Consider the following 13,476-nt stretch of genomic DNA (forward strand, 5'->3'; position numbering starts at 1 on the left):
ATTCTGGCTTAACGCTCATTGACCGGATGCGGTCGCATGCGACTCGATCATCGGGCCGAGCCACGGCCGGTAGGGTTCGGCGGCACCGATGCCGGCGGCGTTGATCGGGCGCCGCACCTGCGCCGTGCTTGCGGTCGTCACATCCGCCCCACCCTCCTCGGGTCGGAGCATCGCCGCGTCGAAATCGAGGTCGGCGCCCGCGGAAATGGCCCGGATCATCGGCTCGGGGTCCGCCACCAGGTCGGCATTGTCGACGGTCATGAAGCGTCGCGGGGCGGCCTTGGTCCAATGGTCGAGCGCCTGCGCGTCGGCGGCGACTCGGCGGCCGGTCTCGGCAAGGTCGAGGCTCCACTCCACCCCCCTCGCGAAGTAGGTCCTGAAGGCCGACCAGCCATTGTCGATCGGCTCGCGCCGGCACCAGAAGATCGGCGCCCTGGGGAAGAGCGCGAGCAGCAGGCCGAGGTAGCTGCCCGCTTCCAGCGTCTTGTCGACGAAGCGACCGTCGGGGCCGAGCCGCTCGCTGGCGAGGTGAAGGTAGAGGCGGACGAGGCTGTTGGGATCGTTGCCGGCATCGAGCCAGCGGCGGAGCGCGGGAGCGTCGGTCCCGCCGACTTCCTGGGCGAGAATACGGAAGAGGCCGAGCTCCTCGCCGCCGCCGCTCACCGCGGGGTGGCGGGTCAGGATCTGCTGGACGAGGGTCGAGCCCGAGCGCGGCAAGCCCGTGACGAAGATGACGCGGCGGTGATCCTCGTCGATCCGGGCGTTGACCTCGGCGATCAGCGATGGCGGGAAGGCCAGCGCGGTCTGGGCCGGAGCGCGCCAGGCGCTGACCCGTCCACCCGCCTGCGCCCGGGCCAGTCCGGCACCCTCGGCGAAGGCGGCGAAGGCGCCGGCATGGTTCTTGCGCTGGTGGCGCGCGCGGCCAAGCGCATAGCCGAGCGCAGCCCGATCAGCCGGCGTTCCGGCGGGTTGTGCCCAGGCATGCTCGAGGCGCTCGGCTAGCCCGGGCTCGGCGCGAAAGTCGGCGATCTCGGTCAGGGCGAGCCAGGCCTGGCCGGCGCCGGGCCTTTTGGCCACCGCCCGCTCGAGAAATGGCCGGGCCTCGGCGGGGAAGCCGCGATTGAGGGCGAGCGAGCCCCGGAGAAAAGCGTTGGAGGCCGCGTGGGGAACGTCGGCGGGCAGCGCGGCGATCTCGGCCGCGGCCCGGTCGAGCCGGCCGGTCTGTGCAAGCATCACCGCGCGGGCAAAGCGAGCGGGTGCGCTTCCCGCGGCGGCCTCCACGAAGCGGTCCATCGCCTCCAGGGCGAGCGTGATCTCGCCGTTGCGGACGAGCGCGGTGGCGAGGGCCTGCCACTGCGGACCGAGCGGCGCGCGGGCCGCGAGGAGGCCGCGAGCGCCTTCGTTGACGTCGACCCGCTGCTGGGTCGTGAGGCCGCGCTTCAGGCGGTCCAGCGCGGCGGTGACCTCGGCAGTCATCGCCCGGCTCTACGAGGTCGATGGCACAACAAAAAGGGGGCAGGTTTCCCTGCCCCCTTTCCGTTGGTTGGTCGTGCTTGGCGACTTAGCGCTGGGCACCGCCGAAGCGGAGGGCCCAGGTCAGGCGCACGCTGCGCGGCGACTGATAGCCGCTGACGAGCTTGTAGTCCGGACGGACCGAGCCGTCGTCGTTCTCGCCGAACTCGATGTAGTCGGTCTTCGACGCCCAGTTGAGGACGTTGAACACGTCGACGCGGAAGCTCGAGCGACCCAGGTACGCCGGCAGCTGGAACTGCACGCCGAGGTCGAGGTTGCGGAGCCACTTGCCCTTGAAGGCCGAACCGCGCGGAACGATCACGCTGTCCGTGCTTCCGCCGTTGCCGAGCGGGTTCGAGCAGTAGAAGGACGCCGCGCCGTAGGCCGGAGCGAACGGATCGGTCGGGTGGACGCCGATGCACGAGAAGTTGCGCGGCGACTGGACGGTCAGGTTACCACCGATGGTGATGGTATCGACCGGCTTCCACGAACCGAACAGCTTGAAGGTGTGCTTCCGCTCGTTGGCGAGGATGCCGTAGGCACCGTCGACCAGACCCGGCTGATCGAAGTCCTGCGTCAGGCCTGCGTCGTCCTGGTTGTTGTCCGACTTGACCGAGCCTTCGTAGTTCCCGCGGACCTTCTGCCAGGTGTAGCTGAAGTCGAAGCCGTAGGTTCCGTTGAAGGCCTTGCTCAGCTGGAATTCGACCGCGTCATACTTACGGGTCGGCTTCGGATAGCCGAGGTCGGCGGCGCTGAGGGTCACGACGTCGCACTGCCCGGCGATCGAGCAGTCGCCGTCGAGACGGACGGTGATGTCCTTGCCCGGGTTCGCCAGCACATACTGGTGGAAGCCGGTGAACACGTCGGCGCAGCCCGCGATGCCATTCTCATCGCAGTAGGCGAGCACCGCGGCGTCGATCGCCACGTCCTCGAGCGTCGTCTTCAGGCGACGGTTGATGTAGCGCAGGCCGAAGGTCCAGTCGCCCATGCGGTGGGTGCCGCCGAGGATGAACTCGTCCTGGTACATCGGGTCGAGACCCTCCGCGACCAGCGTGTCGGTCGGACCCGCGACACCATCCGAGAAGGTGGTGAAGCAGTTCTGACCCGCACCCGGACCGAAGTTCGGGCAGGTGCCGGTGTTGGCGGCGGTGAGCGGCCCAAGCAGCGGAGCGCCGTTGGCACCGAACAGCTGACCGACGGGGATGCCGTTGCCGGTGGTGGCATTGCGGTTCACGCCGGGCAAGTAGCTGAAGCGCTGCTCGTAGAAGATTTCCGCGCCGCCGAGACGGATGTTCGTGTTGGTCGGAACGCCGAGGTAGTAGCGACCCCAGAAGGCGTTCAGCTTCGTGCGCTTGTCGCCGAACAGGTCGAACGAGGCGCCGAGACGCGGAGCCCACTGGTTCTTCTGCTCGATGAACTTCGCACCGGTCACGCCATAGTTGGCGTAGTTGTCGTTACGAAGACCCAGGTTCAGGTTGAGGCGCTCGTTGAAGAGGTCCCAGCTGTCCTGGATGTAGTAAGCGGTCTGCTTCGACTCGAAGGCACCCGTGTTGATGTAGGTCCGGGCGCGGATGTAGTTCGCGGTAAAGCGATAGATCCGGTCGCCGGTGTAGAAGGTGTTCTCGGCGCTCTCGAGATCCTCGCGATCCCAGCCCACGCGGAAGTTGTGACGGCCGAGGAAGTTCGCGATGATGTTGGCATCGACGCGATAGACGGTGCGCTTGTCCTTGCCGTTGGTCGGCGCGATCGGAACACCCGAAGCGGTGGTCGTGGTGATCGTGCCGAACGACGGCGAACCGACACCGGCGCCGAGGTTCGACTGGATGATCGGAACCGAGATACCGGCGACCACGTCCTCGCGGCGGTAGTTGTTGACGCCGTACAGCGCCGACAGGGTGAACCAGTCGGTGAACTGACCGATGTAGTTCTTGCCGCCGAGACGGTTCTTCTCACGACCGGTGCTGATGCCGGTCAGCGTGCCGTCGTTGCCCGACACGTTGAGATAGTCGGTGTAGAGCGTCCGGTCGTCCGACCAGAAGGTGCCCTCGAGGCGGTGACCGTCGATCGGAATGGCGTCGAGCTTGAGGCCGTAGAACGGGGTCGACGAGGTCGTGCGGAAGCGGAAGCCGCCGGTGACGCTGGTGTCTTCGTTCTTGCTGTAGCGCGGCGTGAACAGGCCGTAGAAGAACAGCCGGTCCTTGATGATCGGACCCGAGGCGTAGAAGTTCGCCTGCAGGTTCTCACGATAGTCGCGCTCGTTGAGGTTGCGGATCTGGCCGCTGCGGTTCGCGAAGGTGTTCGGCGAATCGCTCTGCAGCTTGTCCGGCGACCAGGTGATGACCGAGCCGTACTCGAAGTTGTTGGTACCCGACTTGGTCACCGCCGAGGTGACGCCGCCGAGCGCGCGGCCGTATTCGGCCGTCCAGCCGCCGGTGCGCACGTCGAAGGTACGGTAGAACTCGAACGGAACGGTGCTGTTGCCGACCAGGGTACGGAAGTTGGTCGTGTTGAGACCGTTCACGTAATAGCTGTTCTCGGCGATCGTCGCGCCGCCGAAGCTGACGCAGTCCGAGCAGTCCGCGAAGCCCGAGTCGCCCTGGTTGGTGCCGGGAGCGAGCAGGATGAGGCCGGTCTGGGTGCGCGGCACCGGAACGTTCTCGACCAGGCGGGCGACGTCGATCGACAGGCCGGTGGTGGTCGAACCGAGGTCGTTGGTGCGGACGCGGCGACCGGTGATGGTCACGGCGCCGGTTTCACCCGAGCCGGCGGTGTTGGTGGAAGCACCGGCGGGCGAGCCGCTGGCTTCGGCAGTGTAGGAGAAGCCGGCCGTCTGACCCGCGGTGACGGTCAGCGTCGGGTCGTTGACGACCTCGCCGCCAGCGCCGCGGATGTTCAGCGTGTAGGCGCCGGTCGGCAGGTTCTGGATCTCGAAGCGGCCATTGGCATCGGTCGTCGTCGAGCGGGTGAAGCCCTGCTCGTTCGACGTGATGGTCACGGTCGCGCCGGCGAGCGGTGCATTGGCCGCGTTGGTGACGGTGCCGCTGACACCACCACGGGTGTAGTCCTGCGCCGACGCTGGCGCCGCGAGCATGACAGGCGTCAGGCCAGCGCCGAGGATGGCGACTGCCCGCAGCGCAGCCGAAGCGCGAAGGTATGACTTCATCTGAAAACTTCTCCCACTTAGGCCCTTCCCGGACCCCAGGTCTTGCCCGGCCACCCCCTTCCCAGGGAGCCGTGCGCCCGCGATTGGTCGTCGAGAAGAGGGTGTGAGTAAAGTCGAGGCGAGGGGCTACAGTGTCGAACGCCGGGGGACTGTTGCGTTCGTGTTACATCGCCAAATGCAACTGCGCGCCTTGTAACGTGGTTTCTGGCGCGAGCTTTTCTTTCGATTTCCGTGATTTAGCGCTTCATCCGGAGCGGAGTGGTGCTGCTCCGCATCGGTGTTGACAGTTTGTTCGCGTGAAGCGCGGCCGGCACCCGCCGTGCGCCAGAGGCACTTCAAGAAGGCAGGTTTTCGGCGGCGAAGCGACTCAACCGCGCGCCTTCTCCTCCGCCGCGAGGCTTGCGGCGGCGTCGACATAGGCTTCCTGCCGGGCCACGCTCCAGTAGCGCAGCGCGTCAAGCGGAATGCTGGCGCCGGTCACCGCGCAACGGACGTGGTCGCCGTCGCTGAGCAGGCGAAAGGTCCCAGCCATATAGTGGATCCGGGCTTCCCGGCCGCTGCCAGCCATGAGCATCGAGGTCTCGCTTCCTAGTCGAACAGATTGGGTTGCGGGGCGACATAGGCGCGCTTGAGAGTGCGCTCAACCTTGGTGGCCGGTGGAGCGGGCAAGGTGCCGGTCGTCGCGTCGACGAGCCCGTCGCCGAAGTGCAGGCGGAGCGCTCCGGCCGCTTGCGCATCGGCCGCGTGTACCAGGGTCCGGCCGTCGGCGGCGGCGGTGACCCGGACGAAGCCGCGCTTCAGCGGGCGTTCTGGATGAACCAGCTCGATCATCTTGGCCGCGCTTGCGAGCCGGTCTGACAGGCGCTGCACCTTCTGCTCGAGAAGCTGCGGACGAAGCCGCGCGGTGACCAGGTTCATCCCGGCCTCGGCCTTGTGCGCACGGGCGGCGAGACCGCGCGGAAGCCGCTCGCCAAGCTCGTCGAAGCGCTGGCGACGAAGTCCGAGCAGCGCCTCCGGCGCGGGCAGCCGGCAGCTGGTCAAGGCGAGCCGCTCGCGCGCATCGTTTGCGCGGCGAGTGAGGCAGCGGCGCTTGCGCGCCATATAGTCGTCGAGCAGCGCGAGAAGCTCGGCCCGGACGGGGACCGCCAGCTCGGCCGCGGCGGTCGGGGTCGGCGCGCGCAGGTCCGAGGCGTGATCGATCAAGGTGGTGTCGGTCTCGTGGCCGACCGCGCTGATCAGCGGGATCGGCGACTCGGCCGCCGCGCGCACCACCTCCTCTTCGTTGAAGGCCCACAGATCCTCGATCGAGCCGCCGCCGCGGGCGACGATGATCAGGTCGGGCCGGGTCTCGTAGGTGGCGAACCCGCGAATGGCCGCGGCGACCTTGCTCGCCGCACCCTCGCCCTGGACCGGCACCGGCCAGACGATGACCCGTGTCGGGCAGCGATCCTCGAGCCGGTGGAGAATGTCGCGGATCACGGCCCCGGTCGGCGATGTGACGACGCCGATCACCCTGGGCAGAAAGGGAAGCGGGCGCTTGCGGCTGCTGTCGAACAGCCCCTCGGCGGCAAGCGCCTTCCGCCGCCGCTCGAGCAGCGCCATCAGCGCTCCCTCGCCGGCGAGCTCCATCCGTTCGATTACGATCTGATATTTGGAGCGGCCCGGGTAAGTCGTCATCTTGCCGGTGGCGATGACCTCGGCCCCGTCTTCGGGCCGGAAGGCGAGGCTGCCGGCGGCCCCGCGCCAGATGACCGCGTCGATGCAGGCCGCATCGTCCTTGAGGGTGAAGTAGCAATGGCCCGAGCTGTGCCGCTTCCAGCCCGAGATCTCGCCGCGGACCCGAACCCGGCCGAAGCGGTCCTCGACCGTGCGCTTCACCGCCTGGGCAAGCTCGCCGACGCTCATGGCAGGTGAATTGTCGCCTTGGCTCCGCTCGGCTAGGAGGCCGCCTGGCATGTCAAAGGGATCCATCACTGTCCTGCTGCTGGGCTCTGGCGGGCGCGAAGATGCGCTGGCCATGGGTCTGAGGCAATCGCCGAGCTGCGATAAGCTGATCGCGGCTCCGGGCAACCCGGGAATCGCGCGCTGGGCAACCTGCGTCGCGCTCGATCCTACCGATGCCGAAAAGGTGGTGGCGCTGGCCCGCGAGCACAATGCCGGGCTGGTGGTGGTCGGGCCCGAGGCGCCGTTGGTGGCAGGTGTCGCGGATGCCTGCGCCGAGGCCGGCATCCCGGTCTTCGGACCGGGCGCCGCCGCCGCGATACTCGAGGGAAGCAAGGGCTTCACCAAGGACCTCTGCCTCGCCGAGAGCATCCCGACCGCGCGCTATGTCCGGACCGACGACACAGACTTCGCGCTCGCCTCGCTGAGCGAGTTCGGGCTGCCGGTGGTGATCAAGGCCGACGGGCTGGCGGCGGGCAAGGGCGTGACCATCGCAGAGACCGCCGAAGAGGCCGAGGAGGCGGTCCGCGCGGCAGGAGGCGGGCCGCTGGTGATCGAGGAATTCCTCCGCGGCGAGGAAGCAAGCCTGTTCGCGCTGGTCCATGGCGAGGAGGCGGTGGTGCTGGCCTCGGCCCAGGACCACAAGCGCGTCGGCGAAGGGGATAGCGGCCCCAATACCGGCGGTATGGGCGCCTATTCGCCGGCTCCGGTGCTGACTGGCGAACTCGAGCAGCGGGCGATGGCCGAGATCGTGATCCCGACCGCACGGGCGATGGCGAGGGCTGGTACGCCGTTCGTCGGGGTCCTCTACGCCGGGCTGATGCTGACCTCCGACGGGCCCAAGCTCATCGAATATAACGTCCGCTTCGGTGACCCCGAATGCGAGGCGATCATTCCGCGGCTCGAGGGCGACCTCGTCCAGCTGCTGCTCTGCGTCGCCGAGGGGCGCATGGGGGATGTCCGACCGCAGCTGTCGGACACGCACAGCATGACGGTGATCGTCGCCGCCGAGGGATATCCCGGCACCCCGAAAAGGGGTGGGCCGATCGACGGCATCGAGGCCGCCGAGCGGGTGCCCGGAGTGACCGTCTTCCACTGCGGGACCGCCCGCCATGCGTCGGGCGCGCTGCTCGGCGCCGGTGGCCGGGTGCTCGCGGTGACGGCGCTCGGCCCGAGTCTGGCCGAGGCGCGGGCCCGGGCCTATCAGGCGGTGGACGCGATCGACTATCCCCACGGCTTCCATCGGCGGGACATCGGGTGGCGTGAACTGGAGCGTTCCGAATGACACCCAGGCAGATCCTGCTCTTCGGAGCGCTCGCCACCATCGGCGTGGCGGAGCTCTGGCATGGGCCGCTGGGCTCGGCGGCGGACCTCGAGCGCAGTGTCGAGACGCGCGCCAACACCGCCCTCGCCAACTTCGGCGTGCCCGAGATCAGGGCAAGCCTGGCCGAGCAGCCGCTCCGACGGACGCTGATCCTGTCGGGTCCGGCCGACGACTTCCAGCGCCGCGCGCTGGTTGAGACCATGGGCAGGCTTCCGGGCGTGAACGAGGTGCACTGGGATCCGCGAAGCCCGGTCGTCGACCATTTCGCCGCGAGCCGCGCCCGGCGCCAGCAGCAGCAGCAGCAGCAGCAGCAGCAGCAGCAGCAGCAGCAGCAGGGAGCGAAGTGATGCCGACCCTGCCATTGTTCGTCGAGGCAGCCTTGCTCGGGCTCGGGGGTTTCGGCTTCGGACTGGTCCTCGCTTATCTGGCCGAGCTTCACCGCCGGCGCCAAACCAGGGGTTGGAATGACTGAACTGTGGAATGCCTATTGGCCGATGATCCTCGTCGCGGTGGCGATCGGCCTCATCGTTGGCCTCGTCGCCTTTCGCCGGCCCAAGCAGAAGGTGACCTTGAGCAAGACCGATGCACCGGTCCGTCCGCACATGGCGGCGGTGACCGAAGAGCGCCCGGTCCCCTCCCCGCTCGACCATGACGGCGGCGGGGAAGGCGAAGGCGTCGGCGACGAGATCGCGGCGGCTGCCAGCGACGTGGTCGGCCAGTTCGTCGGCGCCAAGGTCCACTCGAACCTGCCCGGAAGCCACGGCGTGCCCGACGACCTCCAGCGCCTGAAGGGCGTCGGCCCCAAGCTTGCCGGGCTGCTTCAGGAGCGCGGGCTGACCCGCTATGAGCAGATTGCCGCGCTGACCCCGGAAGAGGTCACTGCACTCGATGCCGACCTCGGCGCCTTCAAGGGCCGCCTGACCCGTGACCGGGTGGTCGAGCAGGCCGGCTTCCTCGCCCGCGACGATCGCGAGGGCTATGAGGCGACGTTCGGAAAAATCTGAGAAATCAGACGTCCAAATCCTACGAAGTTACCGAAGTTACCCTGGTGAGCGGTCGACGCGCACGAGGGTAACTTCGGGTGGCTCGCAGCGCCGGACACGAGCTTCCGGGAGCAGCCAAGCAGGCGAAATCCTACTAGGCAAGGGCCGCGACGGCGGCGGTCCTAGAGATAGTCGGCGAGGGTGAAATTGACCGTGCGCCGCTGACCGCCACGCTCGATCTCGAGGGTGACCGGAGTTCCCGCACGGCTACTCGTCTGGCGGATGATCTCGGCCAGCCGCTGGCCCACGACAACATCGCCCGGGCGGACACCGGCGGCGGCGGCGGGACTGCCGTTCCCGACATCGATCACGGTCGGCCGGCCGCGCTCCTCCTCGACCCACAGACCGGCGCGATTGTAGCCGTCGGCAAGCGCAGGCGTGCCGTGCGGCTGGACCCACAGGGCCTTGTTCGCGACGTCGGTCGACAGGTTGAAGTGGCGGATGATCTGGAGGCCGATGATTCCGTCCTCGTTCTGCCCGAGGCCATCACGGCGAAGCAGTGCGATTGGCCGCTCGAAGCGCTGGCCGCCGAATTCGATATGGTCGAGCCGGACGAGACGGCCCATTCCGCCCTTGCCACCGATCCCGCTGGTGCGCTGGGGCGCATAGGGCCGGTCGTCGTTCCACAGGCCGAGCGTCTTGGCCGCGCGCTCGTGGAGCGACAGGCTGCCCGGCGCGCCGGTGTCGAGCAGGAAGCGCAGTCTGCGCCCGTTCACCGCGGCGTCGCCATAGAGACGCGGCGACAGCGAGCCCGTCCCGGTCCCTCCCTGGATGCCGCCGCCAAGCTTGGTGAAGCCCGAACGGTTGGGCCGACCGCCCGGATAGACCCGCCACTCGCCCGCCTCGATGTCGAGATCGCTGTCGAGCGCGGTGAGCAGGCCCGCGGCGAAGGCGCCCTGGATCCCGCCGCCGAGGTTGCGGTCGAGCCCGGCGAAGGCGACGCTCGGCTGGCGGATGCCGCCGCCGAGGACGACGTCGGGCGCAAGGTAGAGCGGCAGCTCGGCGACCCCGCCGATCCCGCGAAAGCGCGTGGTACGCTTGCTGACGAGCGCCAGCTCGCGGGCATAGCCGGGGTTGATGAGGCTGAGCTCGGCCCCGGTGTCGAAGGCGAAGGGCACCGGGGCCCGCCCGCCGATCGAGGTCGGGATGACGACCCAGCGCCCGACGATCGCGATCCTGCTGACGATGACCGGCGACTGGGCGAGCGCGGGTCGGGGCAGTGCGGCCACGGCGGCGGACGCGCCGAGCAGCGTCAGGAGATGGCGACGATTCAAGGGAGCACCTCGGAAACGCGGGAACAGAGCCGTCAGGCTAGCCCGAAGCATCGCGGAGGCAAGCCGCGAAATGACGCCGCGTCTACTTCCGTGGCACCCGGCGCATCCGTGCCGCGACGCTGCCATTCTCCATCACGATGAGGGTGTCGCCCTTGAACTGGAACTGGAGTGGACGATCGGCCACGCCGAAGCGATCGGGAGCGAGAGGGACGAGGACGAAATCCGTGCCGCCCGAGGTCAGGACCAGTTCGTCGCCCCTGACTCGAACGAGCGCGCTGCCCTCGCCCGTATATTCGCCTGCGAGATCGAGCAGCGCGGCGGCGGACAATTTGACCGGGGCGAGTTCCGGAACGCCCGCCGCATGGCCAAAGCTGACGACCCGGCGCATGCGCCATCGACCGGCGGACTGCTGCCACAAGGAGATGAAGCGCGCACTTCCGCTCGGCTGCGCCGCGCCACCATCGATCGAGCGGAGGAAGCGGTGCTCGCCCGTCAGGAGCCCGAAGCCCCCGGCGAGCGGTTCGAAGCGGATCGAGGACGGGACCGCCCGGCGGGTCACGCGCTCGCCGCGCTTGCCGCAAGGACCGCGCATCATCGAGGCGGCGATCGGCATGGCCCCGACGGTGAGGCCCGTGCGATCATGGTAGAATTCGGCATCGGTGGTGAAGAGCGCCGCCATGCTTTTCGCATCGCAGCGCTCGAAGGCGGCCCAGAAGGCCGAGTCCGCCTGCCGTATCTGGACCTCGGGGCCCTGCGCCGGGCGAGCGGGGGCGGAAGCGGCCACCGGTTGGGAGGCGAGGATCACCAGCAGCGGCAGAAGAAGGGCCCCAGGGCTCCGCCCATTGAGCGAGACGTGCATGCAAATACCCCTGCGGCGCTAGGTGACTTGCAATACTAATACACCGTGGGGACGGTCTCGCAAGAGCGACACGGAAAAGCCCCGCCGCGGTGCGTGCCGGGCGGGGCTTTCCTGGTCGACGGATCGTTCGATCAGCCGGCGTGGCCGGCCAGCGCGGCGAGCAGGAGCAGCGCCACGATGTTGGTGATCTTGATCATCGGATTGACCGCCGGGCCGGCGGTGTCCTTGTAGGGATCGCCGACGGTGTCGCCGGTCACCGCGGCCTTGTGGGCCTCGCTGCCCTTGCCGCCGTAATTGCCATCCTCGATATACTTCTTGGCATTGTCCCAGGCGCCGCCGCCGCTGGTCATCGAGATGGCGACGAACAGGCCGGAGACGATCACGCCGAGGAGCAGTGCGCCAAGCGCCGCGAAGCCCTGCTCACGCCCGGCGACGGCCGCGACGATGAAGTAGACCGCAATCGGCGCGAGCACCGGAAGCAGCGAGGGGATGATCATCTCCTTGATCGCGGCCTTGGTGACGAGGTCGACCGTGCGGGCGTAGTTGGGCCGGCTGGAGCCGTCCATGATGCCCGGATTGGTGCGGAACTGCTCGCGCACGTCGAGCACCACGTCGCCCGCGGCGCGGCCGACGGCGGTCATGCCCATCGCTCCGAAGAGATAGGGCAGGAGCGCGCCGAGCAGCAGGCCGACGACGACGTAGGGATTGCTCAGGCTGAAATCGACCGCGTTGGTGATCCCGAGGTCGCCCGAGAACTCCTTGAGGTCGGTGGTGTAGGCGCCGAACAGCACCAGCGCGGCCAGCGCGGCGGAGCCGATGGCATAGCCCTTGGTGACCGCCTTGGTGGTGTTGCCGACCGCGTCGAGGGCGTCGGTGCGATGGCGCACCTCATCCTCCATGCCGGCCATCTCGGCGATGCCGCCGGCGTTGTCGGTGACCGGGCCATAAGCGTCGAGGGCGACGACCATTCCGGCCAGGGCAAGCATCGCGGTCGCCGCGAAGGCGATGCCGATCAGCCCCGCGAGGAGGTAGGAGCTAATGATCGCGACGCAGATGACGATCGTCGGCATGGCGGTCGACTCAAGGCTGATGGCGAGGCCCTGGATGACGTTGGTGCCATGGCCCGTCTCCGACGCCTTGGCGATCGACTTGACCGGGCGATAGTTGGTGCCGGTGTAATATTCGGTGATCCAGACCAGGAGCCCGGTGACGGCGAGGCCGATCATCATGCACCAGAAGAGGTCCATGCCGGTGAAGCCGCCGGTCTGCTCGGCGACCGCGCCGGTGACGTCGGTGCCGGCCGCCTCGGGTCCGCCGATGACCGCGTTCATGTCGCCAAGGGCGTAGGCCGTGGCGAGATAGATGAGCGGGATCGAGAGGATCGCGGTGGTCCAGAAGCCCTTGTAGAGGGCGCCCATGATCGACTGGCCCTTGCCGAGGCGGACCATGTAGGTGCCGATGATCGAAGTGATGATGCAGACCCCGCCGACCAGCAGCGGAAGGCTCATCAGCGCGGTCAGCCCCTCGACGCTGGAGTTCACCAGCAGCGCGGTCAGGACCATGGTCGCGCCGACGGTCACGACATAGGTCTCGAACAGGTCGGCGGCCATGCCGGCGCAGTCGCCGACATTGTCACCGACATTGTCGGCGATGACGGCCGGGTTGCGGGGATCGTCCTCTGGAATGCCGGCCTCGACCTTGCCGACGAGGTCGGCGCCGACGTCTGCGGCCTTGGTGAAGATGCCGCCGCCGAGACGGGCGAAGATGGAGATGAGCGAAGCGCCGAAGGCCAGCGCGACGAGCGCGTCGATGACGGTCCGGTCATCGGGCGCGCGGCCCTGGATGCCGACCAGCACGTAGAAGAAGCCGGCGATGGCGAGCAGCGCGAGACCGGCGACGAGCATCCCGGTGATGGCGCCCGAGCGGAAGGCGGTGGTAAGCCCGCCCTGAAGCGAGACTCGTGCGGCCTCGGCGGTACGGACGTTGGCACGGACCGAGATGTTCATCCCGATATAGCCCGCGGCGCCCGAGAGCACTGCGCCGACGACGAAGCCCGTCGCGGCGATCGGGCCGAGGAAATAGAAGACGAGGACGGCGACGACGACACCGACGATGCCGATGGTGGTGTACTGGCGGCCGAGATAGGCCTGAGCGCCTTCCTGGATAGCGGCGGCGATGTCGACCATCCGCTGGTTACCGGCCGGCGCGCGGAGCACCTGGCCTGACGTGACGATACCGTAGACAACTGCGAGCACCCCGCAGGCGATCGCGATCAACACAAGTGTCATGGGTGTTCATTCCCCCGTCCTGTTGTGAACGAAGGTTGTAAGCGGCGATTCGGCCCTGTCTAGGCCAGCAGG

General features: G+C 68.2%; 11 protein-coding genes. 4 read left to right on the plus strand and 7 right to left on the minus strand.

Annotated elements, in window-relative coordinates:
- Positions 1–15: 15 nt before the first annotated feature.
- From ABD727_RS00100 to xseA, 4 genes are all read right to left on the minus strand, one after another.
- Positions 16–1,476, minus strand: a complete 1,461-nt coding sequence (locus ABD727_RS00100; protein ID WP_344705350.1) for a sulfotransferase — start codon at positions 1,474–1,476, stop codon at positions 16–18.
- 85 nt (positions 1,477–1,561) lie between these two features.
- Entirely contained in the window at positions 1,562–4,675 is a 3,114-nt protein-coding gene (locus ABD727_RS00105) for a TonB-dependent receptor (RefSeq protein ID WP_344705351.1), read from the minus strand.
- Positions 4,676–5,042: 367 nt separating this feature from the next.
- The gene (locus ABD727_RS00110) at positions 5,043–5,249 is read right to left on the minus strand and encodes a DUF2093 domain-containing protein (RefSeq protein ID WP_344705352.1); all 207 of its coding nucleotides are present in this window, start codon (positions 5,247–5,249) and stop codon (positions 5,043–5,045) included.
- A gap of 14 nt (positions 5,250–5,263) precedes the next feature.
- Entirely contained in the window at positions 5,264–6,646 is a 1,383-nt protein-coding gene (xseA, locus tag ABD727_RS00115; protein ID WP_344705353.1) for an exodeoxyribonuclease VII large subunit, read from the minus strand.
- On the opposite strand from xseA, the gene purD reads away from it, so the two are divergent.
- Genes purD through ABD727_RS00135 form a run of 4 tightly spaced genes read left to right on the plus strand, consistent with a single transcriptional unit; the run spans position 6,645 to position 8,944 of the window.
- On the plus strand, positions 6,645–7,901 hold the full coding sequence (purD, locus tag ABD727_RS00120) for a phosphoribosylamine--glycine ligase (protein WP_344707988.1): 1,257 nt from the start codon (positions 6,645–6,647) through the stop codon (positions 7,899–7,901). The genes xseA and purD overlap by 2 nt on opposite strands.
- Entirely contained in the window at positions 7,898–8,287 is a 390-nt protein-coding gene (locus tag ABD727_RS00125; protein WP_344705354.1) for a hypothetical protein, read from the plus strand. The genes purD and ABD727_RS00125 overlap by 4 nt, the downstream gene beginning before the upstream one ends.
- Positions 8,287–8,412: a hypothetical protein gene (locus ABD727_RS00130; RefSeq protein ID WP_344705356.1), complete on the plus strand. Its 126-nt coding sequence runs from the start codon at positions 8,287–8,289 to the stop codon at positions 8,410–8,412. The genes ABD727_RS00125 and ABD727_RS00130 overlap by 1 nt, the downstream gene beginning before the upstream one ends.
- Positions 8,405–8,944: a hypothetical protein gene (locus ABD727_RS00135; protein ID WP_344705357.1), complete on the plus strand. Its 540-nt coding sequence runs from the start codon at positions 8,405–8,407 to the stop codon at positions 8,942–8,944. Before ABD727_RS00130 ends, ABD727_RS00135 begins: the two co-directional genes overlap by 8 nt.
- A gap of 161 nt (positions 8,945–9,105) precedes the next feature.
- Here the strand turns inward: ABD727_RS00135 and ABD727_RS00140 are convergent, their stop codons facing one another.
- The 3 genes from ABD727_RS00140 to ABD727_RS00150 all read right to left on the minus strand — a co-directional run bounded on the left by ABD727_RS00140 (position 9,106) and on the right by ABD727_RS00150 (position 13,404).
- A complete protein-coding gene (locus ABD727_RS00140) occupies positions 9,106–10,257 on the minus strand; it encodes an aspartyl protease family protein (protein WP_344705358.1) in 1,152 nt (383 codons plus the stop codon).
- Between the two features lie 82 nt (positions 10,258–10,339).
- The gene (locus ABD727_RS00145) at positions 10,340–11,116 is read right to left on the minus strand and encodes a nuclear transport factor 2 family protein (protein WP_344705359.1); all 777 of its coding nucleotides are present in this window, start codon (positions 11,114–11,116) and stop codon (positions 10,340–10,342) included.
- Positions 11,117–11,247: 131 nt separating this feature from the next.
- Complete coding sequence (locus ABD727_RS00150; protein ID WP_344705360.1) at positions 11,248–13,404, minus strand: sodium-translocating pyrophosphatase; 2,157 nt, start codon at positions 13,402–13,404, stop codon at positions 11,248–11,250.
- Between the last annotated feature and the right edge of the window lie 72 nt (positions 13,405–13,476).

Source organism: Sphingomonas swuensis, from assembly GCF_039538045.1.
GTDB classification, from domain to species: Bacteria; Pseudomonadota; Alphaproteobacteria; order Sphingomonadales; family Sphingomonadaceae; genus Sphingomicrobium; species Sphingomicrobium swuense.

Excerpts from the sequence above, each read along its gene's own strand:
- ABD727_RS00125 (WP_344705354.1), top strand. The coding sequence starts at position 7,898 with ATGACACCCAGGCAGATCCTGCTCTTCGGAGCGCTCGCCACCATCGGC.
- ABD727_RS00145 (WP_344705359.1), bottom strand. The coding sequence starts at position 11,116 with ATGCACGTCTCGCTCAATGGGCGGAGCCCTGGGGCCCTTCTTCTGCCG.
- ABD727_RS00110 (WP_344705352.1), bottom strand. The coding sequence starts at position 5,249 with ATGCTCATGGCTGGCAGCGGCCGGGAAGCCCGGATCCACTATATGGCT.
- ABD727_RS00135 (WP_344705357.1), top strand. The coding sequence starts at position 8,405 with ATGACTGAACTGTGGAATGCCTATTGGCCGATGATCCTCGTCGCGGTG.
- ABD727_RS00150 (WP_344705360.1), bottom strand. The coding sequence starts at position 13,404 with ATGACACTTGTGTTGATCGCGATCGCCTGCGGGGTGCTCGCAGTTGTC.
- ABD727_RS00130 (WP_344705356.1), top strand. The coding sequence starts at position 8,287 with ATGCCGACCCTGCCATTGTTCGTCGAGGCAGCCTTGCTCGGGCTCGGG.
- ABD727_RS00105 (WP_344705351.1), bottom strand. The coding sequence starts at position 4,675 with ATGAAGTCATACCTTCGCGCTTCGGCTGCGCTGCGGGCAGTCGCCATC.
- xseA (WP_344705353.1), bottom strand. The coding sequence starts at position 6,646 with ATGGATCCCTTTGACATGCCAGGCGGCCTCCTAGCCGAGCGGAGCCAA.
- ABD727_RS00100 (WP_344705350.1), bottom strand. The coding sequence starts at position 1,476 with ATGACTGCCGAGGTCACCGCCGCGCTGGACCGCCTGAAGCGCGGCCTC.